The organism is Microvirgula sp. AG722 (assembly GCF_003269145.1).
In the GTDB taxonomy this organism is placed as follows: domain Bacteria; phylum Pseudomonadota; class Gammaproteobacteria; order Burkholderiales; family Aquaspirillaceae; genus Microvirgula; species Microvirgula aerodenitrificans.
In genome coordinates this window covers 309,585-336,090 of sequence record NZ_QLTJ01000001.1, presented here as the reverse complement: position 1 = coordinate 336,090, position 26,506 = coordinate 309,585, and the positions used below count along the sequence as shown (strand labels likewise).

The following is a 26,506-nucleotide window of genomic DNA, read 5'->3' as shown; positions in this document are numbered from 1 at the left end:
CCAGCCCGCATCCGGAGAAACTCATGGCGCAACGCAAGTATTTCGGTACCGATGGTGTTCGCGGCGAAGTCGGCAAGCACCCGATCAGCCCCGATTTCGTACTCAAGCTCGGCTATGCGGCCGGGCGGGTACTGGTCAAGGCCGACAGCCCGCATCCGACCGTGCTGATCGGCAAGGACACGCGGGTCTCCGGCTATATGCTCGAAGCCGCACTGCAGGCCGGGTTTACGGCGGCCGGGGTCAATGTCCGGCTGACCGGCCCGCTGCCGACGCCGGGCATCGCCTACCTGACCCGGGCCTTGCGCCTGGATGCCGGCGTGGTGATCTCGGCATCGCACAACCCGTATTCGGACAACGGCATCAAGTTCTTCGCCGCTGGTGGCAACAAGCTCGACGATGCGCTGGAAGCCGAAATCGAAGCGCTGATCGATGCACCGATGGACACCAAACCGTCGCGGGAACTGGGCCGCGCCAAGCGCATCGACACGGCTGCCGACCGCTATATCGAATTCTGCAAGAGCACGTTCCCGAACGAGTTCGACCTGCGCGGGCTGCGCATCGTGGTTGACTGCGCACACGGCGCGACCTATCACATCGCGCCGTCGGTATTCCACGAACTCGGCGCCCAGGTCATCGCCACCGGCGCCGCCCCGAACGGCTTCAATATCAACGACGGCTGCGGTGCGACCCACCCGCGCCATCTGCAGGCCGCCGTACTGCAGCACGACGCCGATATCGGCGTGGCGCTGGACGGTGACGGCGACCGGCTGATCATGGTCGACAATGCCGGCCGCGTGTATGACGGCGACCAGCTGATCTACGTGATCGCACGGGCGCGGATGCAGCGCGGCGAACTGCAGGGCAGCGGCGTGGTCGGCACGGTGATGACCAACCTCGGCATGGAACTGGCGCTGCAGAACCGCGGCATCGAGTTCGCCCGCTCCAGGGTCGGTGACCGCTATGTGCTGGAAATGCTGAAGGCGCGCGGCTGGCTGCTCGGCGGCGAAGCCAGCGGCCATATCCTGTGCCTGGACAAACACTCGACCGGCGACGGCATCGTGTCGGCGCTGCAGGTGTTCGCTGCGATGAAAACGCTGGATGCGTCGCTGGAGACCATCTGCCGTGACTGGCAGCCGTTCCCGCAGACCATGATCAATGTCCGGGTGCAGAAGGGGACCGACTGGAAGCCGGCGACCGTGGCGCCGATGGCGGCAGCCGAACAGGCGCTGGCCGGACGCGGCCGGGTCGTGCTGCGGCCGAGCGGCACCGAACCGGTCGTCCGGGTGATGGTCGAGGCCGATGATGCCGAGCTGGCCGCCCGCTGGGCGCGCGAGATTGCGAACGCCATCGAAACCGCCGCCCACAGCGCCGCTTAAGGTCCCCGGGCGTATACTTTCGTTGCCATGCGAACCGGATATGACCGTATTCGAAAACACCTGGTTCTGGATCCTGCTCATCGGCGCCAAGCTGGTCCTGACGCTGTGCACGATGATCCGTTTACTGAAAAAAAACTGAGGAAAGCGTAATGACCCCGATCGACCGCCCGTTCCCGGCCTGGCGCGCGCGCCGCATGCGCCGCGACGATTTCTCCCGTCGCCTGATGCGGGAAAACGTGCTGACTGCCAATGACCTGATCTACCCGGTCTTCGTGCTGGACGGCCAGAATCGCGAACAGGCTGTCGAATCGATGCCTGGCGTCAAGCGCCAGAGCCTGGACCTGCTGCTGCGCACGGCAGAAGAGGCGGTGTCGCTCGGCGTACCGGCGCTGGCGCTGTTCCCGGTCATCGAGGACGGCAAGTCGCTGGATGGTGCCGAGGCCTACAACCCGGACGGGCTGGTGCCGCGCGTCGTGCGCGCGCTGAAGCGCGAGTTCCCGCAGCTGGGCATCATCACCGATGGCGCGCTCGACCCGTACACCACCCATGGCCAGGACGGCGTGATCGACGAAAACGGCTACGTGATCAATGACGTGACCACCGAAGTGCTGGTTCGCCAGGCACTGTGCCATGCCGCGGCCGGCGTCGACGTGGTCGCGCCGTCCGACATGATGGACGGCCGCATTGGCGCGATGCGCCAGGCGCTGGAGGCCGAAGGCCATATCCACGTCCGCATCATGAGTTATGCCGCCAAGTACGCTTCGTGTTTCTATGGCCCGTTCCGCGACGCGGTGGGCTCGTCGGCAAACCTGGGACGCGCCGACAAGAAGACCTACCAGATGGACCCGGCCAACAGCGACGAGGCCCTGCAGGAAGTGGCTGCCGATCTGGCCGAAGGTGCCGATATGGTCATGGTCAAGCCGGGCATGCCGTATCTGGATGTCATTCGCCGGGTCAAGGACCAGTTCGGCGTGCCGACGTTCGCCTACCAGGTATCGGGCGAGTACGCGATGCTGCAGGCGGCGATCCTCAACGGCTGGCTCGATCGTGACAAGAGCATCATGGAGAGTCTGCTGGCCTTCAAGCGTGCCGGTGCCGACGGCATCCTGACCTATTACGCGCTGGACGCCGCGCGCCTGATCAAGGCCGGAAATCACTGATCGCCGTGCGGGCGATCAGTGCAGGCTGACACTCCGGAACGCCGCTGGCTGAAGGCCGGCGGCGACCCGGAGTGACGTACGTGGACGCAATCAGAACAGCATGTCCTTGGTCACGCCCTTGCGCCGCAGGATGCGGCGCAGGCTTTCCAGCCCTTCGATCTGGATCTGGCGCACCCGTTCCCGGGTCAGGTTCAGGCTTTCGGCCAGTTCCTCCAGCGTGCAGATCTCGTAGCCGTTCAGCCCGTAGCGGCGCTCGATGACCATGCGCTGCTTGTCGGTCAGCTGCTTCAGCCATGCCCGCACGTAGCGGGTGACCTGATTGCTGTGCAGCTGGACGTCAGGCTCTTCGTGCTGCTCGTCCGGAATCGACTCGCCGATGGTCAGCATCGGGTCGATGTCCAGCGGCGCATCCAGTGATGCCATGCGCTCGTTCAGGCTCATCACCCGGCGCACCTCGTCCGGCGACTTGCCGACCATGTGGGCAATTTCTTCCACGGTCGGCTCGCGGCCGATCTGGCTCTCCAGATGGCGCGAGGCACGCAGGTAGACGTTGAGCTCCTTGATCACATGGACCGGCAGGCGAATGGTTCGCGACTGGTTCATGATCGCGCGCTCGATCGACTGGCGAATCCACCACGTCGCATAGGTCGAGAAGCGGAAACCCCGCTCGGGGTCGAATTTCTCCAGCGCATGCATCAAACCGATATTGCCTTCCTCGATCAGATCGAGCAGGGCCATGCCGCGGTTGATGTAATGCTTGGCGATATTCACCACCAGGCGCAGGTTGTGCTCGATCATGCGCTGTCGCGCCTCGAAGTCGCCCTGTACCACGCGGCGGGCAAGCGCACGCTCCTGATCCGGCGTCAGTAACGCGTTATTGCCGATGTCGTTGAGGTAGATCTGCGTGACATCGGCGATCTCCTCGTAGGCGGGGGTACTGGCTTCTTCTTCGTCCGCATCGCTGGCTTCTTCTTGTGCTTCCGCGATGTCGTCCAGGTTTTCTTCCAGGCGGTCGGTTTCGTTGCTGTCCATGCGTTTCCCCTCATTTGGCCACGCAGTCCGGAGTCGGTCAGTCTCCAGCTACTAGCGTTTGGCCAGATAGTTTTCGGGGTCTACGGGCTTGCCGTAGCGGCGAATCTCGAAGTGGAGCTTCACCTGGTCGGCGTCCGTATTCCCCATTTCGGCGATCTTCTGCCCTTTCTTCACGGCTTGGCCTTCCTTCACCGACAGCGCGCTGTTGTGCGCGTAGGCGGAGAGGAAGGTCTTGTTGTGCTTGATGATGACGAGCTTGCCATAGCCGCGCAGTCCGCTGCCGCTGTAGACAACCTTGCCGTCGGCCGCCGCGACGATGGTCTGTCCGCTCTTGCCGGTAATATCCAGTCCCTTGCTGGTCGCGTTGTAGCGGCCAGCGATCTTGCCATCGGTCGGCCACAGCCAGCCGCCGGCCACCTGTTCATCGCCCGCTGCCGCTGCCGGGGAGGGCGTCGTGGCTGCCGCCGGCTTGTCGGCCGCCGCCTTGTGTTCTTCCGGCGCCGTTCTGGCCGGCGCACTGGCGACAGCCGCCGCGCCATTGCCGTTCTGGCCTTCACTCAACTGTGCCAGCCGGGTGGCGGCATTGTCGCCATACGGCAGCTTGATCGCCTTCGGGTACTGCCTGGACTCGCCATTGCCGCTGCTGATGGGGGCTGACGACGCGCTGGCGGTCTCTGCCGGCACCTCGGCCGCTGCCGTTGCTGCCGGCGTGTGCGGGGTCGGGCTGGCCCCCTGTTCGGAGGCACGCAATTTCAGTACCTGGCCGACCTTGATGTCGGCCGGATTGCCAATGCCGTTCAGTTCGGCCAGTTCGCGGTAGCCGAGGCCATTGTTCAATGCAATCCGGAACAGGTTGTCACCGGGCTTGACCGTATAGGACTCCGGCGCGTCGGAGGCGTTCGCTGCCGGGGCGGAGATTGTCGACGTGCGGCTGCCGCTGATCGGTGCAATGCGCTCGGCCGGCTTGACCGCGTAGACATCCGAGCTGCTGGCGCCGGTGTCCGGGGCCGGCGCCGGCGCGCTGGTGGTCGCCGCGCGGCCGCCGTACTGGACGACCGGTGCGGCGGGCTGCGTCATCGACGAGCAGGCTGCCAGCAGCGTGACACTGCCGATAATCAATGCAATTCGTTTCAAAATAGGGTGTGCGCCGTGCATAGAATCTTTTGGGCTGATACGTGTAAGGGCGAATTGGGCAAATGTCCAGCACTAAATCGGGATTCAGCAATGGCGGCTTTTCCCGTGCCGGTGCATTCTGCCGGACCGTTCGCGGCGGGTGGGAGGCTCAGGACTTGCCTGGCAGCAGCGGGACGAACTTGACCGCGTCGTAGCGGGTCCGGTTGACCCCGTGTGCGGTCTTGTCGACCACCCACAGATACTGTTCCTGCTCGTTGCCGATCGGCAAGACCATCCGGCCGCCGGGGGCAAGCTGGTTGATCAGTTCCTCGGACAGCGCCGGTGCGGCGGCGGCCATCAGGATGCTGTCGAACGGTGCGGCCTCGATCAGACCGAGCCGGCCATCACTGTGCACCAACCGGGGTGTGACCAGCTTAACGGTGCGCAAGTTCATTCTGGCGCGATCGAGCAGGGCACCAATCCGTTCGACCGAGTAGACCTCGCGGATCAGCCGGGCCAGGACGGCGGTCTGGTAACCGCAGCCGGTACCGATTTCCAGTACCTTTTGCGGCTGGCGACCGTCGGCAAGCAGCAGCTCGCTCATGCGCGCCACGGTCCATGGCTGGGAAATGGTCTGGCCGTGACCGAGCGGCAGCGACGTGTCGTCGTAGGCGCGCGACGACAGCGCCGGATCGACGAAGACGTGGCGGGGAATCTCGTACATGGCCGCCAGCACGCGTTCGTCACGGATGCCGTTCTCGCGCAGGCGGTCGATCATGCGCCGGCGGGTGCGCTCGGAAGTCATGCCGTAGCCCCCGCCCGGGGCGAGGCTCAGCGGGTCAGCCATTGGGTCAGTCCGGGAAGTTGGCGATGCGAGGTCAGATCGATGGACAGCGGCGTGACCGACACATGGCCGTTCTTCACCGCGTGGAAATCAGTGTCCGGACCGGCATCCTGCGCCGGGCCGACCGCGCCGACCCAGTACACGGTGTCGCCGCGCGGATTCACGCTCCTGACCACCGGCTCGGCATGGTGGCGGCGGCCGAGGCGGGTGATCTTCATGCCCTTCAGCGCCGAGTACGGCAGGTCGGGCACATTGACATTCAGCAGCGTCGGCTCGGACAGCGGCTGTTCGATCAGCCGCTCGACCAGATCAAGGGTCACGCGGGCAGCCGTGTCCAGCCAGGCGCCGGGCTTGCTGACCAGCGACACCGCGATCGACGGCACGCCGAGCAGGAAACCTTCGGTCGCCGCGGCGACCGTGCCGGAGTACACGGTATCGTCGCCCATGTTGGCGCCGTGGTTGATGCCGGAGATCACCATGTCGGGAATGCTGTCGAGCATGCCGGTGACCGCCAGGTGCACACAGTCGGTCGGCGTGCCGTTGACGAAGTAAAAACCGTTGGGGGCACGCCGCAGGGACAGCGGACGGTCCAGTGTCAGCGAGTTGCTGGCCCCGCTCCTGTCCCGTTCCGGCGCGACCACGGTCACGTCGCCATACGGGCGCAACGCCGCCGCCAGTGCCTCGATACCGGGTGCAAAGTAGCCGTCGTCATTGCTGAGCAGGAATTTCATGCGGAACCTCGAATTGAACTTGTCCGATTGTAACCGTCCCGGCCGGCAAGAGAACCCCCGCTGCAGCTATTGATGGCGCGGGACCGGCCCCGGTTCCGCGCCGCCATGACCTGTATCAGGCGCGGTAGCGCTGCTGGCTGAATTCGAGCATGCGTTCGATCGGCAGACGGGCGGCATCCATCTGTGCCGGCGTCAGGTAATCGATGACCGTGCCGGCGCCCGCCTGCGCGCGGCGCACGGCGTCAACCGTGTTCAGTTTCATGTACGGACAGGAGTTGCACTGACAGCCGGTATAGATCGGCGCCTGGCGCAGGTCCAGATCGGGGCGCGCCTGATGCATGTTGTACAGAATGCCGTCCTCGGTGGCGACGAACAGCACGGCGGACGGGTCGCCGGCGTAATCCCTGACCCAGTTCAGCATGCCGGAGGTCGAGCCGATGTAGTCGGCGCGCTTGAGCACCGGCAGCGGGCTTTCCGGGTGGGCGATCAGGAAGCGGGTGCCCTTGCCGTCGATGGCGGCAAACGCCTCGTCGAGCGCCGCTTCGTTGAACTTGTCGTGCACCTCGCACACCGCACTCCACAGCGGCATGTCGTAGCCGTACTGGAAGTTCAGGTAGGCGCCCATATTGCGGTCCGGCGAGAAAATGACCTTTTTGCCCTGGCTGTACAGGTCGGCGATGATGTCGTCGACGTTGCGGCTGGTGACGATCCAGTCGGACAGCGCCTTGTGCTCGGCCGACGAGTTGATGTACGACACGTGCACGTGGTCCGGGTAGCGCGCGCGCCAGGCCGCCAGGGCACCGACATCGGTCTGGGTGACCAGCGAACAGGTCGAGCCGCTGTCCGGCAGGATCACGGTCGCGCCGGGGTTCAGGATCTTGGCGGTTTCGGCCATGAAGCGGACACCGGCGAACACGATGATGTCGGCTTCGGCGTCACGGGCGTACAGCGACAGCTCCAGGCTGTCGCCGACCTTGTCCGCCATCTGCTGGACTTCGGGCTGGGTGTAATAGTGTGCCAGCGTGACAACGCGGGTCATGGTGCTACTCTCCGGCCGGCGCAGGCGCCGGCAGCTAGTGAATCGAATGCAGAAGTCAGACCGTCTGGCCGGGCGGACGTTCGCCGCCAGCGCCCATGCACGGCCGTCCGGACGGACAAAACCGGAAAACATTATCAAAAAAACCACAGCGCTGCAGCCCATATGCATGAACGGGCGCCGGACAATTGACGGCGCGCAAGCGCTGTCAGGCCATATTGCAGTAATGATGCTCTGGCATGATGTCGCGGCGGCTGGCATTGTGCATGTTCGTCATCCGTCCGGATACCGGGGCCCAGGCCCTGTCCGGACGCGGCGAGTGTTGGACAAACAGGCAGGCCGCCACACTCACGATCCTTTCAATCAGCCGGGCAGGCGCCCGACGCCACTGAAACTGTTGAGCCCCATAACGCAAGTCCGCCTATCAGGATCACCATGAAGCCGCACTACCTCACGCCACTGCTCTCTCCCAAACACATTGCCGTCATCGGGGCCAGCGAAACGCCGGGTTCGGTGGGGCAGGCGGTATTCACAAACCTGATGGCCGGCGGGTTCAAGGGCAAGCTGTATCCGGTCAACCTCAACCACCGCGTGGTCGGCGGCATGGCCGCCGTCAGTTCGGTGCGCTCGATAGAGGGACCGGTCGACCTGGCCGTGGTGACCACGGCGGTGCGCAGCTGGCCGGGCATCATGAAGGACTGTGGCAAGAAAGGCGTCAAGGCGGTGCTGCTGGCCAAGGAGTTCGCCGACGCCGACCCGCTGTCCAGCGAAGTGATGCAGGAGGCGGTGTCGATTGCCCGCCATTACGGCATCCGCGTGCTCGGCCCGAACATGCTCGGTCTGATGCGGCCGGTCATCGGCCTGAACGCCAGCAACTATTCCGGACGCGTCCGCAGCGGCAACCTGGCGCTGGTGTCGCATTCGTCGGCGCTGTGCGCGGCAATGCTCGACTGGGCCGACGCCAAGGGCATCGGCTTTACCAGCGTGATCTCGATGGGCGACAGCGTCGACCTCGACTTCGGTGAAATCCTCGATTATCTGGTGGTGGACCCGCAGACCCAGGGCATCCTGCTGCACGTCCATCACCTGCATGACGCCCGCCGCTTCATGAGCGCGCTGCGCATGGCCGCGCGTACCAAGCCGGTGGTGGTCATCAAGTCGCGGCGCGACGATGCGCCGCTGACCGGCGTCACCCATTCCAGCCATCTGGTCGCCAGCGAGGATGTCTATGACATCGCACTGGAACGGGCCGGCGTGCTGCGGGTCAACACCATCGCCCAGCTGTTCACCGCCGCGCGGGTGCTGGCGGCCAATTACCGGGTGCAGGGTGGCCGGCTGGCCATCGTGACCAACGGCATCGGGCCGGGGATTCTCGCCGCCGACAGCGCGCGCGCCAATCATGTCGAACTGGCCACGCTGTCCGAGGACACCATCAAGCTGCTGAACGATGTGCTGCCGGTCAACTGGTCGCGGCGCAATCCGGTCGACATCATCGGTGACGCCAGCCCGGCCCGCTACCGCACGGCGGTCAAGGCCTGTCTGGACGACCCCGGCGTCGACGGCGTGCTGACCATCCTGACACCGCAGATCGGTACCGATCACTTTGCCACCGCCCAGCTGATGGTCGGACTGCAGAAAGAAATCCACAAGCCGCTGTTCCTGTGCTGGCTCGGCGACACCAAGGTGGCGGAAAGCCGTGCGCTGTTCGTGCAGAACCGCATCGTGCACTTCCACGCGCCGGAGTTCGCCGTCGAGGTGTTCCGCGCGCTGGCGACCTTCCACCGCAACCAGCAGCTGCTGATGCAGACGCCGGGGCCGCTCGAATACGTGGCACAAGTGCCGACCCACCCGAACCGGGCGCGCAAGATCATCCAGGAAGCGCTGGCCGAAGGCCGCACCGTGCTGTCCGAACAGCAGTCGAAAGCGGTACTGGCCGCATTCAACATCCCGGTCAACGAGGCGCGACTGGCGCACGATTCCGACGAGGCCGTCGCTCATGCGCAGGCACTCGGCTATCCGGTGGTGCTGAAGATCGACTCGCTGGACATCATCTACAAGTCCGATGTCGGTGGCGTGGAGCTGAACCTGCGCACCGAAGCGGCCGTGCGGGCAATGTTCGATGCCATCCTGCAGCGTGCGCGGCTGAACCGGCCGGATGCGGTCATCAACGGCATTCTGGTCCAGCCGATGACCCGCCCGCGCTATGGCCGCGAACTGATGATTGGCGTGACCCACGACGAGTCGTTCGGTCCGGTGGTGACCTTCGGCATGGGTGGCATTGCCGTCGAGGTGCTGGACGACACCAGCCTGGCGCTGCCGCCGCTGAACGACTACCTGGTGCGGCAGATGATTGCGCGCACCCGGGTGTCGAAAATCCTCGGCGCGTTCAAGAACATGCCACCGATCGACATGATGGCGCTGACCCAGGTGCTGCTGCGCGTCTCGGAAATGGTCTGCGAGCTGCCCGAGCTGTACGAAATGGACGTCAATCCGCTGATTGCCGACGAGAACGGCGTGATCGCGCTCGATGCGCGGGTCGTGGTGCGCAAGGCCAAGCGCGCGCGCCGCTACTCGCACATGTCGGTGATGCCGTATCCGAGCGACCGCGTCCACAGCGCCAAGCTCAACGACGGCACCATCGTCACCATCCGCCCGATGCGGCCGGAAGACGCCGAGATGCAGCAGACCTTCGTGCGCGGGCTGTCGGAGGAGAGCCGCTACAACCGCTACATGTCGAGCATCAAGCAGCTGTCGCAGCAGCTGCTGGTCCGCTTCACCCAGCTCGACTACGACCGCGAGCTGGCCTTCGTCATGATGCGTGAAGTCGAGGGGCGCGAAGTCGAGCAACTGGCGGTATCGCGCTACTTTACCGAGTCGGACAACGAGACTTGCGAGTTCGCGCTGGTGGTTGGCGATGCATGGCAGGGGCGCGGGATCGGGCCGATCATGATGCAGGCGATTTTCTCCGCGGCGCACGAGCAGGGCCTCAAGAGCATGTATGGCGAAGTGCTTGCCAGCAACAAGGGCATGCTGAAGCTGATGCACAAGCTGGGCTTCAAGATCGAGCCGCATCCCGAGGATCGTGCCCTGACCCTGTGCACGGTCCAGCTGGACGAGGCCAGCAAGGCCAAAGCCACCGCTTGACGACACGTACGTCTTCTGCTTGCCTCTGAGCGGAAAAACCCAGTAAAATCCGCTGTTTCACGTTCACCCGGTTTTTTAGAAAGAGGCAACTCAATGGTTGTGATTCGTCTTGCCCGTGGCGGTGCCAAAGACCGTCCGTTTTACAATGTGGTCGTTACCGACTCGCGTAATCGCCGCGACGGCCGTTTCATCGAGCGCGTGGGTTTCTACAACCCGGTCGCGACCGAAGGCACCGAACGCGTGCGTCTGAACCTGGACCGTCTGAACCACTGGACCAGCGTCGGCGCCCAAGTGAGCGATGCTGTCGCCAAGCTGCTCCAGCAACAAAAGGCTGCCTGATTCAGGCAACCTGATTTCGAATTGAATTGAATTGCAGCAAGGTTCGGCATTAGTGGATACACAAGATCTGGTCGTCATGGGGTATGTCTCCGGCGTTTTCGGCATTCGCGGCTGGTTGCGCGTGCATGCCGACACCGAGTTCGATGACAGCCTGTTCGACTACCCGGTCTGGTGGCTGGGACGTAACGGCGAGTGGCGCGAATACCGCCTCGAGGAAGGCGCAGCCCAGAACAAGGGCATTACCGCCAAGCTCGAAGGCGTTGACGACCGCGATGTGGCCTTTGGCCTGCGCGGCTGTCAGGTGGCCGTGCCGCGGGCGCAGTTGCCTGCACCCGCCGACGGCGAATACTACTGGAACGACCTGGTCGGTCTGGCGGTGTTCAACCGGGCTGGCGAGTCGCTCGGGCAGGTCGAAAGCCTGTTCGAGACCGGTGCGTCCGCCGTCATCGTCGTCCGCGACACCGATACCAAGCACCTGATTCCGTTTGTCGGCGTCTATGTTCTTGATGTCGACCTGCCGGGCAAGCGCCTGACAGTGGACTGGGAACGCGACTACTGATGCAGATCGATGTCGTCACGCTGTTTCCGCCGATGTTCGACGCGGTGACGCAGCACGGTGTGACGCGACGGGCAGTCGAGCAGGGCATCTGGGGCTTTCAGGCCTGGAACCCGCGCGACTACGCCACCGACAATTACAAGACGGTCGATGACCGTCCGTATGGCGGTGGGCCCGGCATGGTCATGCTGGTGGACCCGCTGGCGCAGGCGCTCGATGCCGCGCGGCGGCGACAGCAGGCATTGGGGGTCGAGCGGCCCAGGGTCATCTACCTGTCTCCGCAAGGCCGGCCGCTGACGGATGCCAGAGTGTGCGAACTGGCGGCGACGCCGGGTATCGTGCTGCTGTGCGGTCGCTACGAAGGTGTGGACGAGCGCTTGATTCAACGCGAAATCGACGAGGAAATCTCGATCGGCGATTACGTACTGTCCGGCGGGGAACTCCCCGCCATGGTGCTGATCGATTCGATCGTGCGCAGATTGCCCGGCGTGCTGAACGACGCGCAATCCGCCGAGCAGGACTCGTTCGCGACCGGACTGCTCGATTGTCCGCACTACACGCGGCCCGAGGAATACGACGGCCAGCGCGTACCGGATGTGTTGCTTTCGGGCAACCATGCCGAAATCGCCAAATGGCGACTGAAAATGTCGCTGGGGCGGACCCTCGAAAGACGGCCCGACCTGATGGCGAACAAGCAGCTCAGTAAACAGGAGGCTCGGCTGCTGGCTCAGTACCAGCAGGAACAAGCCCCGGAAAACAACAGGAGTTAACCATGAATCTGATTCAGCAACTCGAGCAGGAAGAAATCGCCCGCCTCGACAAAACCATTCCCGCCTTCGGCCCGGGTGACACCGTTGTGGTGCAAGTGAAGGTCAAGGAAGGCAACCGCGAACGTCTGCAAGCGTTCGAGGGTGTGGTCATTGCCAAGCGTAACCGCGGTCTGAACAGCGCGTTCACCGTGCGCAAGATCTCGTCGGGCGAAGGCGTGGAACGTACGTTCCAGACCTACTCGCCGCTGGTCGTCGCCGTTGACGTCAAGCGTCGTGGTGATGTCCGCCGTGCAAAGCTGTACTACCTGCGCGAACGTTCGGGCAAGTCGGCTCGCATCAAGGAAAAGCTGACCAAGCGCGTGCAACCGGCGGCGTAATGCCGGCGCCGTCGATCCGTCGATGGCGATGCAGCGAACAAAAAGCGCGAACTCAGTTCGCGCTTTTTGTTTGTCCAGACCATGCACAGCGAGAAGGAGGCCTGCATGTACAGCGCCGTGATACCCGCTCCCTGGGGCGGCCGGCTCGGCATCCGTGACGATGGCGCCGTGCTGACCGGGCTCGATTTCCTGCCGGCGCCGACCGCCGTGCAGCCGCCACGGGGCGAACTGGCCATCCAGGTCTGCCATGAGCTGGAACACTACTTCAGCGACCCGTCAGCAACGTTCAGCGTTCCGCAACGGCGCGGTGGCACGCCGTTCCAGCAGCGGGTATGGGCGGCGCTGGTGGCCATTCCGGCCGGCCGCGTGCTGCGCTACGGCGAGCTGGCGGTGCAGCTGGGGTCGAGTGCGCGGGCGGTCGGCCAGGCGTGCGGCAGCAACCCGCTGCCGCTGCTGGTGCCCTGTCATCGCGTGCTGGCCGCGCGCGGGCTCGGCGGCTTCGATCATCGCCAGGACGGCGAGCGGCTCGACATCAAGTTGTGGCTGCTTGGCCATGAAGGCTATCTGCTGCCACTGGTGTCGTGAACGAAAACGCCCGGCTTGCCGGGCGTTTTCTGTTGCACTGCAGGATCGATCAGATTGCTGCCGCCGGGGCCGGTTGCGGTTTCTTCGTTTCCGGTTCGTCGAACAGCAGCACCACGCCGCCCTCCTGGTCGAGATCGACGGTGACGCTGCCGCCGTCGGCCAGGCGACCGAACAGCAGCTCGTCGGCCAGCACCTTGCGGATGGTGTCCTGGATCAGGCGCGCCATCGGCCGCGCGCCCATCAGCGGATCGAAGCCCTTGCTGGCCAGATGCTTCTTCAGCGGCTCGGTGAAGTGAACTTCCACCTTCTTCTCCGCCAGTTGCGCTTCGAGCTGGATCAGGAACTTGTCCACCACCTGCAGGATGATGTCCTCGTTCAGCGTCTTGAACGAAATGATCGCATCCAGCCGGTTGCGGAACTCCGGCGTGAACAGGCGCTTGATATCGGCCATTTCGTCACCGGCCGCCTTGGTCGACGTGAAGCCGATGCTGCCCTTGCTCAGGTTTTCCGCGCCGGCATTGGTGGTCAGGATGATGATCACGTTGCGGAAATCGGCCTTGCGCCCGTTGTTGTCGGTCAGCGTGCCGTGGTCCATCACCTGCAGCAGCACGTTGAAGATGTCCGGGTGCGCCTTTTCGATTTCGTCCAGCAGCAGCACCGAGTACGGGTGCTTGCTGATGGCCTCGGTCATCAGGCCGCCCTGCTCGAAGCCGACATAGCCCGGCGGGGCGCCGATCAGTCGGCTGACTGCATGGCGCTCCATGTATTCGGACATGTCGAAGCGGATCAGCTCGATGCCCAGTGTGTAGGCAAGCTGACGCGCGACCTCGGTCTTGCCGACACCGGTCGGGCCGCTGAACAGGAACGAACCGATCGGCTTTTGCGGGTTGCCGAGTCCGGAGCGCGACATCTTGATGGCCGCAGCCAGCGCATCGATGGCCTGGTCCTGACCGAACACGACGTTCTTCAGGTCGCGGTCGAGGGTCCGCAGGGCATTGCGGTCGTCGTTCGAGACCGTCTTGGCCGGGATGCGGGCGATCTTGGAGATGATTTCCTCGATCTCGTGCTTGGAAATCACCTTTTTCTGCCGGGATTTCGGCAGGATCTTCTGCGCAGCGCCGGCCTCGTCGATCACGTCGATCGCCTTGTCGGGCAGGTGGCGGTCGGTGATGTAGCGCGCCGCCAGCTCCGCCGCCGACGTCAGGGCCGCCACGGTGTACTTGACGCCGTGGTGCGACTCGAAGCGTGACTTCAGCCCCTTGAGGATCTGGATGGTCTGCTCGACCGTCGGCTCGACCACGTCGATCTTCTGGAAGCGGCGCGACAGCGCATTGTCCTTCTCGAAGATGCCGCGATACTCGGTGTAGGTCGTGGCGCCGATGCAACGCATGCTGCCGTTCGACAGCGCCGGCTTCAGCAGATTGGATGCATCGAGCGTGCCGCCGGAGGCCGCACCGGCGCCGATCAGCGTATGGATTTCGTCGATGAACAGGATCGCGTGCGGGTCGTCCGCCAGCTGCTTGATCACTGCCTTCAGCCGCTGCTCGAAGTCGCCGCGGTACTTGGTGCCGGCCAGCAGCGCGCCCATGTCCAGCGAGTACACCGTGGCTTGCGACAGCACGTCCGGCACTTCGCCCCTGACGATGCGGCGGGCCAGCCCCTCGGCGATGGCGGTCTTGCCGACACCGGCCTCGCCGACCAGCAGCGGGTTGTTCTTGCGCCGGCGGCACAGGATCTGGATCACGCGCTCAAGCTCGTGGTCGCGGCCAATCAGCGGGTCGACCTTGCCGGCCTGGGCCAGCTGGTTCAGGTTCTGGGTGTAGTTTTCCAGCGCGCCGCCGGCTGCGGTCGCTTCGGCTTCCTGCTCGGCTTCGCCCTCGGGGGCAGGCGCGGCGGCGCCGCGTGCCGGCGTGGCGTCGCTGCTCTTGTTCTTGGTGATGCCGTGCGAGATGTAGTTGACCACGTCGAGACGGCTGATGTTCTGCTGGTGCAGGAAATACACCGCGTGCGAGTCCTTCTCGCCAAAGATGGCGACCAGGATGTTCGCGCCGGTCACTTCCTTCTTGCCGGAACTCTGGACATGCAGGATGGCGCGCTGGATCACGCGCTGGAAGCCCAGCGTGGGCTGGGTTTCGACGTCCTCGGTACCGGGAACGGTCGGGGTGTGCTGGTCGATGAACTCGGCCAGCTGCCGACGCAACTGGTCGATGTTCGCATTGCATGCGCGCAACACTTCCGCGGCCGACGGGTTGTCGAGCATGGCGAGCAGCAGGTGCTCGACGCTGATCAGCTCGTGCCGTTTCTGGCGCGCCTCCATGAACGCCATGTGGAGGCTGACTTCGAGTTCTTGGGCGATCATTGGTTTTCCTCCATCACGCACTGTAGCGGGTGCTGGTGCACCTTGGCGTATTCCGTTACCTGGACCACTTTGGTACTGGCGACATCCTTGCTGTAGACGCCGCACACACCGCGACCTTCTGTATGCACTTTGAGCATGACTTGGGTCGCATGTTCCCGGTCCATATGAAAAAAGCGCTCCAGTACGATTATCACGAAATCCATTGGCGTGAAATCGTCGTTGAGCAAAACCACTTTGTACATGGGCGGAGGCGCAAGGCGGGTCCGCTCGGGAGCCAGCTCTGTGCCGGGTTGGTGCTGGTTAGGCATACGACGGACTTTCTCACAGCACTATGCTTTCAATTTTGTCCCGCCGGGGACCTTTTTCAAGCGCTGATGAAGTTATGCAATATGGCTTGACGGTAACATCGTACTCGCGTAGAAAGTTTAGCGGTGGTCGATGAAGCGATCGGCTTGACGCCGTGCAACGCCGTCATGTCTGGCTTCGAATGACACACGTAAATGGGTGCGTCACCCGGTTAGGCAACATATAAGCAAGGAAACGTTTCAGATGGCAACTGGTACCGTAAAGTGGTTCAACGACGCCAAGGGTTTCGGTTTCATTACGCCGGATGACGGTGGGGAAGATCTGTTCGCCCACTTCTCGGCCATCAACATGAACGGGTTCAAGACCCTGAAGGAAGGCCAGCGCGTCTCCTTCGAGGTCAACCAGGGTCCGAAGGGCAAGCAGGCCAGCAATATCCAGGCCGCTTCCTGAGTCGTTGGTGAATGTAGAAAGCCCTGCGTCGCTGCAGGGCTTTTTTGTTGCCCTGCGCCCGGTGCCGGCCACCGTGAGCGCACGCGCAGCCCGCTATCCGCGCAGTGCCCGTGCCAGTACCTCGAAGACCCGGCCATCCATCGACTGTGCCACATTGAAGCGCAGGTAGCGACCGGCATCCGGCGAGTGACTGAATGCGTTGCCCGGTGCCAGCACCATCTGCTCCTGCAGGCAGGCACGGGCCACGGCGGGCGCCTCGGCGCCGGCCGGCAGCCGGCACCAGAGGAACATGCCGGACCGGGGAACGTGCCAGGGCGTGATGCCGAGCGCTTCGAGCCGTGGAAGGGTCTGGTCCATGGCTTCCGCCAGCCGCAGCCGCACCGTATCCATGTGCTTGCGGTAGCCGCTGTCGGTCAGCGCCGCCAGCAGGATGTTGGCGGCCAGCCGTCCGCCACTGAAGCTGGTGGCGATCCTGAGGTCGGTCAGGCCGTCGATCCAGTCTGCCCGCGCTGCAATGTAGCCGCAGCGCAACGAAGCCGAGATGGTCTTGGAGAAGCTGCCGATATGGATCACGCGGCCGAGCCCGTCGAAGGCCGCCAGTCTCGGTGCCGGGCTGGTTTCGAGATCGGCAAAGATGTCATCCTCGACGATCACCAGGTCCGAATGGTCGGCCAGCTTCAGCAGCCGGTGCGCCGTGACTGCCGTGAGCGTGGCGCCGGTAGGGTTGTGGATGCCGGAGTTGGTGATGTAGAGCCGGGGCGAGTGCGCCTGCAGGGCGGCGCCGAAGGCCTCGACATCCGGCCCGGCCGGCGTGTACGGCACGCCGACGACCTTGACCCGGTGCGCTTTCAGCAAGGCGCGGAAATTGAAGTAGCAGGGGTCGTCGACCAGTACGGTGTCGCCCGGTTCCAGCAGAAAGCGGCAGATCAGGTCGATGGCATGGGTCCCGGATTCGGTCAGCATGATCTGCTCGGCGGGGACGTCGATGCCGGTGGCGGCCAGCCGCCGGGCGAGGAACAGGCGCAGCGCCGGCAGGCCGGGCGGCGTGGCATATTCCGCAAGCTCCACCGTGTCGGCGCGCGCCATGGCCCGCAGCGCGCGGCGCATTCCCGCTTCGTACATCCACGAGGCGGGAAGCCAGCCGCAGCCGGGCTTCAGTATGCCGGCATCCGTTTCAAGCGATTGCCGCGAAATCCACAGCGGATCGACATCCCTGTCCTGTCTGGGTTCGATCTCCGCCAGCGCCAGCGGGGCCGCCGGCCCGGTGACATAGAATCCCGAGCCCGGCCGCGGGCAGATGATGCCTTCGGCCGCAAGGCGCTCATAGGCTTCGACGACGGTCGAGACCGAAAGCTGCATGGCCTTTGCCTGCGCCCGGACGGAAGGCAACCGCATTCCCGGCAGGTAGGTGCGGGAGGCGATGCCGGTCCGGATCGCGTGCATGACGACATCGATCCGGGTGCTGTGTGGCGTCATTTCATTCCTGACTGTATTGCTTGCTGTGGGATAACAGTTCTTTTGAATTGTACTGGATTGTATCTGGGTAAGCCGGCAGCCCCATGCTCTACTTGAGCCCAATCTGAAAGGGGCGGGCTGTGGACAAGACGACGAGTGGCTGGATAAACGGGTTTATCGGGGTGGTGATTTTTGCCGGCTCATTGCCGGCGACGCGGGTCGCGGTCAGGGATCTCGATCCGGTGTTCCTGACCTGTGCCCGGGCGAGCATCGCCGCCCTGCTCGGGCTGGCGCTGCTGCTGGTCCTGCGGCAGCGTCGCCCGGCGGCAGGCGATGTGCCCTCGCTGGTGCTGGTGGCGCTGGGCTGCGTGGTCGGCTTTCCGCTGCTGACCGCGCTGGCGCTGCAGCACGTGACGTCCGCGCACTCGATGGTCTTCGTGGGGCTGCTGCCACTGTGCACGGCGATCTTTGGCGTGCTGCGCGGTGGCGAGCGTCCCCGGCCGGCCTTCTGGCTGTTCTCGATGCTCGGCAGTGCCTTTGTCATCGGCTATGCGCTGCTGGGCGGCATTGCGGCATCGCTGCCGGGCGACATGCTGATGCTGGCGGCGATTGGGGTGTGCGGTCTGGGCTATGCCGAGGGTGCGCGGCTCTCGCGCCGGCTCGGGGGCTGGCAGGTCATCAGCTGGGCGCTGGTCCTGTCGCTGCCGGTCATGCTGCCGATGACCGCGTGGACGCTGCCGGCATCGCTGGACGCGGTTGGCGTGCCGGCCTGGCTCGGGCTCGGCTACGTTGCCCTGTTCAGCATGCTGATCGGTTTCGTGTTCTGGTATCGCGGCCTGGCGCAGGGCGGCATTGCGGCGGTCGGCCAGTTGCAGTTGCTGCAGCCGTTCTTCGGTCTCGCGCTGGCCGCGCTGCTGCTGCACGAGGCAGTCAGCTGGGCGATGCTGATGGTGACGCTCGGTGCCGTGGCCTGCGTGATGGGCGCGCGAAAGTTCGCAGCGGCCTGACAGGGGCCCGGAAACGAAAACGCGCCCTCATGAGAGGGCGCGTCTGTCCGGGCCGGCCGGCAGTTGCCGGCCGTCGGTATTACATGCGGGCGATCATCGCGTCGCCGAAGGCCGAGCAAGACACTTCCTGCGCGCCTTCCATCTGGCGGGCGAAGTCATAGGTCACGACCTTGTCGCCAATGGCGGCTTCCATCGACTTGATGATCAGGTCGGCGGCTTCGGTCCAGCCCATGTGGCGCAGCATCATTTCGGCCGACAGGATCAGCGAACCCGGGTTCACCTTGTCCTGGCCGGCGTACTTCGGTGCCGTACCGTGGGTGGCTTCGAACATGGCCACGGCGTCGGACAGGTTGGCGCCCGGGGCGATGCCGATGCCGCCAACCTGTGCGGCCAGCGCGTCGGACACGTAGTCGCCGTTCAGGTTCAGCGTGGCGATCACGCTGTATTCGGCCGGACGCAGCAGGATCTGTTGCAGGAACGCATCAGCGATCGCGTCCTTGACGATGATGTCGCCGCCGGTCTTCGGGTTCTTGAACGAGCACCACGGGCCGCCGTCGATCGGCTTGGCGCCGAATTCCTTTTGTGCCAGTGCGTAGGCCCAGTCACGGAAGCCACCTTCGGTGTACTTCATGATGTTGCCCTTGTGCACGATGGTCACCGACGGCTTGCCGTTGTCGATCGCGTACTGGATGGCCTTGCGCACCAGGCGCTCGGTGCCCTGACGCGACACCGGCTTGATGCCGATGCCCGAAGTTTCCGGGAAACGGATCTTCTTCACGCCCATTTCGTTCTGCAGGAAGGCGATGATCTTCTTCGCGCTGTCGCTTTCGGCTTCCCACTCGATGCCGGCGTAGATGTCTTCGGTGTTCTCACGGAAGATCACCATGTCGGTCAGGTCCGGGCGCTTCAGCGGCGAGGGCACGCCGGTGAAGTAGCGCACCGGGCGCAGGCAGGTGTACAGGTCGAGTTCCTGGCGCAGTGCCACGTTCAGCGAGCGGATGCCGCCGCCAACCGGCGTGGTCATCGGGCCCTTGATCGAGATCACGTAGTCACGCAGGGCGGCCATGGTCTCTTCCGGCAGCCAGACGTCGCCGCCGTAGACGCGGGTCGACTTCTCGCCGGCGTAGATTTCCATCCAGTGGATCTGCTTCTGGCCGGCATAGGCCTTCTTCACTGCGGCGTCGACGACCTTCTTCATCACCGGGGTGATGTCGATGCCGATGCCGTCACCCTCGATGAACGGGATGATCGGGTTGTTCGGGATCGCTTGACCCGCGATGATTTTCTGACCGCCTTGTGGCACCTGAATGTGGGACGTGCTCATGCCTGCTCCATCTTTTGTTGAACGGTTATGACAAGTGACCCCGCCGCAGGGGAGGGCTTCGGCGGGACGGACGGAATGCCAGAGAAGGAGAAATGGCAGGCGCGGGCCGGATACGGAAGGAAACGGGCGAGCGCCGCAGTCGGTTTTTTACATCTTTTCGTTATTTTCGGCTTCTCTTCGTCGAGCATCATTATCCGAAAAAAAGCGAGCGGTTGCTAGAGGCGCGCCCGTGCTTTGTCTGTATCCGAAAAGCCGGGCGTCAACCGGCGAAAAACAGCGGTGTTGCGATGCAATATCGCGCCATGTTGACGGCTTGCCGCTGTCCGACAAATGCCCGACCATGCAGGAAAACACCGGCATGACGGCGGCGTTCCGGCCCATGACACGGCGCACAAGCCGGGCCGCGGCGGCGCCCCGCCGGCCACGGTCATTATCCGACAGCAGGCCCCGCACGGCGGGCAGAGAAGGCGAACATGCGCATCCCCGAGGAGAGCAATCCGGTTGCCCGCGACATCGCGCAGGCACTGGTGGACGGTTTCGACAAGCATTACAGCCTGTTTCGTGCCAGTTCGGCCCGTTCGCGCGCCTGGTTCGAGGAAGGCGACTGGGCCGGCATGCAGCAGGGCATCCGCGACCGGATCCAGTTCTACGACGACCGGGTCGAGGAGACCATCCAGCGGCTGCGCACCGAGTTTCATGCCGATCTGCTCGACGACGATATCTGGCAGCAGGCGAAATTCAACTATATCGGCCTGCTGACCAACCATCGCCAGCCGGAACTGGCCGAGACCTTCTTCAACTCGGTGTTCTGCCGCGTGCTGCATCGCGATTACTTCAACAACGACTTCATTTTTGTCCGGCCGGCGATCAGCACGGAGTATCTCGAATCCGACCCGCCGACCTACCGCAGCTACTATCCGGCAGCGGCGGGCATCCGTGCCACCATCGAGCGCATCGTCGCCGATTTCGGCTGGCAGCGGCCGTTTGCCGACCTGCGCCATGACATTGTCTGCCTGCTGCGGATGGCGAAGGACTTCCTTGGCGGCCAGTGGCCGCGACTCGAAGCCAACTACCAGATCCAGGTACTGTACTCGGCGTTCTACCGCAACAAGAGCGGTTACATCATCGGCAAGGTCATCAACGGCGGGCAGAGCTGGCCGTTCGCGATCCCGGTGCGTCATGATGACGACGGACTGCTGTACCTCGATACCATCCTGCTCGAGGTCTGGCGGATCGGCATCCTGTTCAGCTTCAGCCGTGCCTATTTCCTGGTCGACATGGCAGTACCGTCGGCCTATGTGCGCTTCCTGCGCAGCATGCTGCCGATGAAGTCGTCGGCCGAGCTGTACACCATGCTGGGCCTCGGCAAGCAGGGCAAGAACATCTTCTATCGCGACTTCATGCACCACCTGCAGTACTCGGACGACCATTTTGTCGTGGCGCCGGGCATTCGCGGGCTGGTCATGCTGGTGTTCGTGCTGCCGTCGTTCCCGTACGTGTTCAAGATCATCAAGGACGTGTTTGGCGGCACCAAGGAAGTCGACCGGGCGACGGTCAAGCAGAAGTACCTGCTGGTCAAGCATCACGACCGGGTCGGCCGCATGGCCGACACGCTGGAGTTCTCCAATGTGGCCTTTCCGCGCGGGCGCTTCGACCAGGCGCTGCTGGACGAAATCCGCCGCCTGGCGCCGTCGATGCTGGAAGAGGACGACGGCCAGATCATCATCAAGCACCTGTACATCGAGCGGCGGATGAAGCCGCTGAACATCTACCTCGACGAGGCGGCCGACGAGCAGAAAATCGAAGCGGTGCGCGAGTACGGCAATGCGATCAAGGACCTGGCCACCGCCAATATTTTCCCCGGCGACATGCTGTTCAAGAACTTCGGCGTGACCCGCTACGGGCGGGTGGTGTTCTACGACTACGACGAAATCGAATACATGACCGACTGCTGCTTCCGGGACATTCCCGAGGCACAGACGCCGGAACAGGAAATGGCGGCCGAACCGTGGTATCCGGTTGCCCGCAACGACGTGTTCCCGGAGGAGTTCGGTCGCTTCCTGCTCGGCGATCCGGTGGTGCGCCGCACCTTTCTCCACTATCACCGCGATCTGCTGACGCCGCAGTTCTGGCGTGAAAAGCAGGACCGGATCCGGGCGGGCATCCTTGACGATTTCTTCCCGTATCCGGAGGAAATGCGCTTCAGTCGCCAGCGCCGGCGGCGGCCGATGACGGTCTCTCCCGGTGCCGAGGTGGCCGTTCCGGTGCTTGAAGGCGGCAAGTAGTCTTCGCGCGCCGTCACTTGCTGCCCGTGCAATCCGATTACAATCCGGCTCCCGTTTCTGCAAGGAGCCGGTCCATGCCGCGCCTCATCCTGCTCAACAAACCGTTTGGCACCATCTGCCAGTTCAGCCCGAGCCCGCCGCACGCGACACTGGCCCAGTGGGTGCCGGTGGCCGGCGTGTATCCGGCAGGGCGGCTGGATACCGATAGCGAAGGTCTGCTGCTGCTGACAGATCACGGTCCGCTGCAGCATGTGATTGCCCATCCGCGCGCCAAATCGCCCAAGGCCTATTGGGCGCAGGTGGAAGGCACGCCGTCGGCGGAACAGCTTGATGCACTGCGGGCGGGCGTGGATCTCGGCGATTTCGTGACCGCGCCAGCCCAGGCGCGGCTGATCGACACGCCGGACGGACTGTGGGAGCGGGTGCCGCCGGTACGTCACCGGCTGTCGGTGCCGACGGCATGGCTGGAGATCGTGATCAGCGAGGGCAAGAACCGCCAGGTGCGGCGGATGACGGCCAGTGTCGGGCTGCCGACATTGCGGCTGGTGCGGGCAGCCATCGGGCCGCTGCGTCTCGATGGCCTGCTGCCGGGGGCGTGGCGCGAGGCCGGCCCGGAGGCCCTGCCGCCGGCCTGGCGTCAGGCGTGGCTGCAGCCGGCCGCGGACAGGCAGCGGCCGTCGATGCCACGCGCGCAGGACGGCTGGCGCCGGCGCGGGAAGGCATGAGGGAAATCGGGGAGGGGCGCCGTGTCGGCGTAGCCGTTTCCGGCTACGCGACAGGGTTCGACATGGTGTCAGGCACCTGTCGTGAAGTAGGCGACCGGGCCGGTCGTCGTCAGGCCGATGTGGAAGCGCTCATTGTCCTGACGGGGCGCACAGGCCGATGAGGTTTCGAGTGTCCTGACCGTTTCGAACAGGACTTCGGCTTCCTTGAAATACTGGGCTGCCTGGATATCGCAACACAGCACGGCATCGATCAGGTCCGCATCCGGGTGAGCACCGTGGATTGCCATATTGCCTTCCGAAGTGCCGAACAGGTCCAGTGCCGGTGGCAGGCTGATCCCGTGCGCGCCGATCAGCGACATGGCATGTCGGGAAAACTTGCCCAGACAGCGCTGGGCAAGGCTGCGTACCTCGGCCAGCGACGGAGCAACATGGTTGTCATCGGGGCAAAGCAAGGATTGCAAGGCAGGGGCCGTGGCTCCAGGTTGCGCGGACATGTGCTGTTTTCCTTCAGTGCAAGGGACCTGGAAGGGAGGGCCCCTGGGTTATGGTTATGAATGTTGACTAATGGGTTTTGTTTTTGTGTTTTCTACCCATTATGGGTGTCAATTTCTCGCTGTCATCACGGAGTATAAAACCGCTTTTGCTGGGGTTCCGGGTCCGTTGACATAGCCAATATAGAAAACTGTTGGATAATTGCTGGGAATTTTCGGAAAAATCAGAATTTTCCTATTTTTTGTTTGATTCGGAACAGGAACGCCAGTGCCTCGCGCGGGCTCAGCGCATCCGGGTCCAGGTCGGACAGGGCATCGAGCACGGCGGAAACCTCTTCCGGAACCGTTGCTGGCGCTGTTGCCATCGAGAACAGGTCGGGCCCGTCATGTCTGGCTGCCTGGTTTTCCAGTTCGGCCAGTTTTTTCCTGGCCTCACGAACAACCCGGGCCGGCACGCCGGCCAGACTGGCGACTTCGATACCGTAGCTCTGGCTGGCCGGCCCGTCTTCGACATGGTGCAGGAAGACGATGCGATCCTTGTGTTCGACGGCGGACAGATGGACATTGGCCACCGTCGGATAATCCGATGCCAGCCGGGTCAGTTCGAAATAGTGGGTTGCAAATAGAGTATAGGCGCGATTTTTCTCGATCAGCTGGCGGGCGATGGCCCAGGCCAGTGCCAGGCCGTCGAACGTCGACGTGCCGCGTCCGACTTCATCCATCAGCACCAGGCTGTTTGCGTCGCTGTTGTGCAGGATATTGGCGGTTTCTGTCATTTCGACCATGAAGGTCGAGCGACCGCCGGCCAGATCGTCCGAGGCGCCGATGCGGGTGAAAATCCGGCTCAGCTGCCCTATCGACGCCTGCTGCGCCGGCACGAAGCTGCCGATATGCGCCAGCAGCGCAATGTGCGCCACCTGGCGCATATAGGTCGATTTGCCGCCCATGTTCGGCCCGGTGACCAGCAACAGTTTCCGGTCGGCCGCCAGCCGGGTGTCGTTCGGGATGAAACGCTCGACCTGGGACTCGACCACCGGGTGACGACCGGCCTGGATATCGATCACGCTGCTGCTGGTCAGCACCGGCTTGCAGTAGCCGAGGGTGGTGGCACGCTCGGCCAGATTGGCCAGCACGTCGAGCGTGGCAACGGCGCGGGCAATGCGCTGCAGCTCGGGAATGTGCGGGGCCAGTTCGTCGAGCAGTGCCTCGTACAGGCGTTTTTCCAGCGCCAGGGCGCGCTCGTTGGCCGACAGCGCCTTGTCCTCGAAGGTCTTGAGTTCCGGCGTGATGTAGCGCTCGGCATTTTTCAGCGTCTGGCGGCGACGGTAGTCGTCGGGCACCTTGTCGGCCTGGGCGCGGCTGACCTCGATATAGAAACCGTGGACCTTGTTGAATTCGACTTTCAGCGTGGTGATGCCGGTGCGCAAGCGCTCACGGTTTTCCAGCGCCAGCAGGAACTCGCCGCAGTTGTGCTGGATATTGCGCAACTCGTCGAGTTCCGGATGAAAACCGCCGGCGATGACGCCGCCGTCGCGCACCATGGCCGCCGGTTCGGCACTGATGGCCAGTGCCAGCCGTTCGGCGATCGGCGACTGCGCCGGCAGGGCATCATGCAGCACGGCCAGCAGCGCGGCCGGCTGACCGCCGGCCAGTTGCGCCCGCAGCGCCGGCAGGCGCAGCAGGCTTTCGCGCAGGCTGGCGAGGTCGCGCGGGCGGGCACTGCGCAGGGCAACGCGGGCGGTAATGCGCTCGATATCGGCCACGCCGTCCAGCGTGGCGTGCAGCTCGCTGCCGGATGACTGCAGGGCAGCTACCGCATCCAGCCGTGCACGGATGGCGGCCGGATCACGCAGCGGGTGGTGCAGCCACTCGCGCAGCAGGCGGCTGCCCATGCTGGTCGCACAGCGGTCCAGCAGTGAGGCCAGTGTCGGCGACGACTCGCCGCGAATGGTCTCGGTCAGTTCCAGGTTGCGGCGGGTGGCCGCATCCATGTCCAGATACTGGCCGGTATGCTCGACGGTCAGCCCGCCGACATGGCTCAGTTCGCCCGACTGGGTATTCTTTACATATTCGAGCAGGGCACCGGCAGCACCGAGCGACACGCCGAGGTCCTCGGCACCAAAACCGGCCAGATCCTGTACGGCGAAGTGGCGCGCCAGCCGCTGGCGGGCGCTGCTCTCGTCGAAGTGCCAGGGCGGCAGCCGCTTCAGGCTGGCGGCCAGCCCGCCGGGCAGCGCCGGCGTGGCACTGTCGTCGGCGACCAGCATTTCGGCCGGTTTCAGCCGTTCCAGTTCGCTGGTCAGCCGCTCGGCATCGGTTTCGAGTACGCGGAAATCGCCGCTGGCCAGCGACAGCGCGGCAATGCCTAGCCGCCCCTTGCGCCAGGCCAGCGCAACGATCCGGCTTTCGCGCTTGTCGTCGAGCAGTGCGGCATCGGTCAGCGTGCCCGGGGTGACCACCCTGACCACCTTGCGCTCGACCGGTCCCTTGCTGGTGGCCGGGTCGCCGATCTGCTCGCAGATCGCCACCGATTCACCGAGACGCACCAGTCGGGCCAGGTACTGCTCGACGGCATGGAACGGCACGCCGGCCATCGGAATCGGCTGGCCGCCGGACTGGCCGCGGGCGGTCAGCGTGATGTCCATCAGCCGTGCGGCCTTGACCGCGTCGTCGTAGAACATCTCGTAGAAGTCGCCCATGCGGTAGAACAGCAGGCTGTCCGGGTGGTCGGCCTTCAGTCCCAGGTACTGCTGCATCATCGGGGTGTGCTGCGGCGTGCTGGCGGAATCGGTTGCGGGGGTGGGTGTCGGCTTGCCGGCCATCGTGTCCTCAATAAGCGACCGTCCGTCGGTTTACCGGGCGGACGGGACGTGAATGCAAACCGCTATTGTGCAATGCCGCGCCGCGGAACACATACCCCGGATGCGAGAACGCCGGCAGAATCTGCCGGCGTCGGGGGGCAGGATGTCGCAAAAGTGCATCAGACGGCGGAGGGATTGCGTGCACACCGGTGTACCGTGTTCACGATATTTTCTGCCGGT

23 protein-coding genes are annotated in these 26,506 nt (G+C 64.2%); 12 read left to right on the top strand and 11 right to left on the bottom strand.

Annotated features, from left to right (window positions below; translation table 11 throughout):
- Window positions 1-23 precede the first annotated feature (23 nt).
- Together glmM and hemB are read left to right on the top strand one after the other, a co-directional pair.
- Window positions 24-1,376: a phosphoglucosamine mutase gene (gene glmM, locus DFO50_RS01520; RefSeq protein ID WP_028498132.1), complete on the top strand. Its 1,353-nt coding sequence runs from the start codon at window positions 24-26 to the stop codon at window positions 1,374-1,376.
- 149 nt (window positions 1,377-1,525) lie between these two features.
- Complete coding sequence (hemB, locus tag DFO50_RS01515; RefSeq protein WP_107888831.1) at window positions 1,526-2,536, top strand: porphobilinogen synthase; 1,011 nt, start codon at window positions 1,526-1,528, stop codon at window positions 2,534-2,536.
- A gap of 90 nt (window positions 2,537-2,626) precedes the next feature.
- On the opposite strand, the gene rpoS is transcribed toward hemB, so the two are convergent.
- From rpoS to nadA, 5 genes are all read right to left on the bottom strand, one after another.
- Window positions 2,627-3,568, bottom strand: coding sequence for an RNA polymerase sigma factor RpoS (gene rpoS, locus DFO50_RS01510; RefSeq protein WP_028498130.1), 942 nt, complete (start codon window positions 3,566-3,568; stop codon window positions 2,627-2,629).
- Window positions 3,569-3,619: 51 nt separating this feature from the next.
- Window positions 3,620-4,702, bottom strand: a complete 1,083-nt coding sequence (locus tag DFO50_RS01505; protein WP_233495160.1) for a peptidoglycan DD-metalloendopeptidase family protein — start codon at window positions 4,700-4,702, stop codon at window positions 3,620-3,622.
- Window positions 4,703-4,850: 148 nt separating this feature from the next.
- Window positions 4,851-5,528 (bottom strand): protein-L-isoaspartate(D-aspartate) O-methyltransferase, encoded by a 678-nt coding sequence (locus DFO50_RS01500; protein ID WP_028498128.1) that lies wholly within the window; start codon window positions 5,526-5,528, stop codon window positions 4,851-4,853.
- Window positions 5,513-6,256, bottom strand: a complete 744-nt coding sequence (gene surE, locus DFO50_RS01495; protein WP_028498127.1) for a 5'/3'-nucleotidase SurE — start codon at window positions 6,254-6,256, stop codon at window positions 5,513-5,515. The genes DFO50_RS01500 and surE overlap by 16 nt, the downstream gene beginning before the upstream one ends.
- A gap of 115 nt (window positions 6,257-6,371) precedes the next feature.
- Window positions 6,372-7,295, bottom strand: coding sequence for a quinolinate synthase NadA (nadA, locus tag DFO50_RS01490; RefSeq protein WP_028498126.1), 924 nt, complete (start codon window positions 7,293-7,295; stop codon window positions 6,372-6,374).
- A gap of 432 nt (window positions 7,296-7,727) precedes the next feature.
- Between nadA and DFO50_RS01485 the strand changes: the two genes are divergently transcribed.
- The 6 genes from DFO50_RS01485 to DFO50_RS01460 all read left to right on the top strand — a co-directional run bounded on the left by DFO50_RS01485 (window position 7,728) and on the right by DFO50_RS01460 (window position 13,063).
- Window positions 7,728-10,436, top strand: coding sequence for a bifunctional acetate--CoA ligase family protein/GNAT family N-acetyltransferase (locus DFO50_RS01485; RefSeq protein WP_028498125.1), 2,709 nt, complete (start codon window positions 7,728-7,730; stop codon window positions 10,434-10,436).
- A 93-nt stretch (window positions 10,437-10,529) separates the two neighbouring features.
- Window positions 10,530-10,775, top strand: a complete 246-nt coding sequence (gene rpsP / locus DFO50_RS01480; protein ID WP_028498124.1) for a 30S ribosomal protein S16 — start codon at window positions 10,530-10,532, stop codon at window positions 10,773-10,775.
- 52 nt (window positions 10,776-10,827) lie between these two features.
- Entirely contained in the window at window positions 10,828-11,334 is a 507-nt protein-coding gene (rimM, locus tag DFO50_RS01475) for a ribosome maturation factor RimM (RefSeq protein ID WP_199489712.1), read from the top strand.
- Entirely contained in the window at window positions 11,334-12,101 is a 768-nt protein-coding gene (gene trmD / locus DFO50_RS01470) for a tRNA (guanosine(37)-N1)-methyltransferase TrmD (RefSeq protein ID WP_028498122.1), read from the top strand. Before rimM ends, trmD begins: the two co-directional genes overlap by 1 nt.
- A gap of 2 nt (window positions 12,102-12,103) precedes the next feature.
- Window positions 12,104-12,478, top strand: coding sequence for a 50S ribosomal protein L19 (gene rplS / locus DFO50_RS01465; RefSeq protein WP_028498121.1), 375 nt, complete (start codon window positions 12,104-12,106; stop codon window positions 12,476-12,478).
- Between the two features lie 105 nt (window positions 12,479-12,583).
- Window positions 12,584-13,063, top strand: coding sequence for a methylated-DNA--[protein]-cysteine S-methyltransferase (locus DFO50_RS01460; protein ID WP_036385189.1), 480 nt, complete (start codon window positions 12,584-12,586; stop codon window positions 13,061-13,063).
- Between the two features lie 49 nt (window positions 13,064-13,112).
- Here DFO50_RS01460 and clpA read toward each other — a convergent pair whose 3' ends face one another.
- Together clpA and clpS are read right to left on the bottom strand one after the other, a co-directional pair.
- The gene (gene clpA / locus DFO50_RS01455; protein WP_028498119.1) at window positions 13,113-15,422 is read right to left on the bottom strand and encodes an ATP-dependent Clp protease ATP-binding subunit ClpA; all 2,310 of its coding nucleotides are present in this window, start codon (window positions 15,420-15,422) and stop codon (window positions 13,113-13,115) included.
- Window positions 15,419-15,730, bottom strand: a complete 312-nt coding sequence (clpS, locus tag DFO50_RS01450) for an ATP-dependent Clp protease adapter ClpS (protein WP_028498118.1) — start codon at window positions 15,728-15,730, stop codon at window positions 15,419-15,421. Before clpS ends, clpA begins: the two co-directional genes overlap by 4 nt.
- 241 nt (window positions 15,731-15,971) lie before the next feature.
- Between clpS and DFO50_RS01445 the strand changes: the two genes are divergently transcribed.
- On the top strand, window positions 15,972-16,178 hold the full coding sequence (locus tag DFO50_RS01445) for a cold-shock protein (protein WP_028498117.1): 207 nt from the start codon (window positions 15,972-15,974) through the stop codon (window positions 16,176-16,178).
- A 93-nt stretch (window positions 16,179-16,271) separates the two neighbouring features.
- On the opposite strand, the gene DFO50_RS01440 is transcribed toward DFO50_RS01445, so the two are convergent.
- Window positions 16,272-17,654 carry a PLP-dependent aminotransferase family protein gene (locus DFO50_RS01440; RefSeq protein WP_028498116.1) on the bottom strand — a complete coding sequence of 461 codons (1,383 nt, stop codon included), beginning with the start codon at window positions 17,652-17,654 and terminating at the stop codon, window positions 16,272-16,274.
- 119 nt (window positions 17,655-17,773) lie between these two features.
- On the opposite strand from DFO50_RS01440, the gene DFO50_RS01435 reads away from it, so the two are divergent.
- Window positions 17,774-18,640, top strand: a complete 867-nt coding sequence (locus DFO50_RS01435; RefSeq protein WP_107888828.1) for a DMT family transporter — start codon at window positions 17,774-17,776, stop codon at window positions 18,638-18,640.
- A gap of 79 nt (window positions 18,641-18,719) precedes the next feature.
- On the opposite strand, the gene icd is transcribed toward DFO50_RS01435, so the two are convergent.
- The gene (icd, locus tag DFO50_RS01430) at window positions 18,720-19,964 is read right to left on the bottom strand and encodes an NADP-dependent isocitrate dehydrogenase (RefSeq protein WP_028498114.1); all 1,245 of its coding nucleotides are present in this window, start codon (window positions 19,962-19,964) and stop codon (window positions 18,720-18,722) included.
- Between the two features lie 473 nt (window positions 19,965-20,437).
- Between icd and aceK the strand changes: the two genes are divergently transcribed.
- Both aceK and DFO50_RS01420 read left to right on the top strand, forming a co-directional pair.
- Window positions 20,438-22,249: a bifunctional isocitrate dehydrogenase kinase/phosphatase gene (gene aceK, locus DFO50_RS01425; RefSeq protein ID WP_051528643.1), complete on the top strand. Its 1,812-nt coding sequence runs from the start codon at window positions 20,438-20,440 to the stop codon at window positions 22,247-22,249.
- A gap of 74 nt (window positions 22,250-22,323) precedes the next feature.
- The gene (locus DFO50_RS01420; protein ID WP_107888826.1) at window positions 22,324-22,974 is read left to right on the top strand and encodes a pseudouridine synthase; all 651 of its coding nucleotides are present in this window, start codon (window positions 22,324-22,326) and stop codon (window positions 22,972-22,974) included.
- Window positions 22,975-23,042: 68 nt separating this feature from the next.
- On the opposite strand, the gene DFO50_RS01415 is transcribed toward DFO50_RS01420, so the two are convergent.
- Together DFO50_RS01415 and mutS are read right to left on the bottom strand one after the other, a co-directional pair.
- Complete coding sequence (locus DFO50_RS01415) at window positions 23,043-23,468, bottom strand: hypothetical protein (protein WP_146744998.1); 426 nt, start codon at window positions 23,466-23,468, stop codon at window positions 23,043-23,045.
- 221 nt (window positions 23,469-23,689) lie between these two features.
- A complete protein-coding gene (mutS, locus tag DFO50_RS01410; RefSeq protein ID WP_036385183.1) occupies window positions 23,690-26,224 on the bottom strand; it encodes a DNA mismatch repair protein MutS in 2,535 nt (844 codons plus the stop codon).
- Window positions 26,225-26,506: the final 282 nt, after the last annotated feature.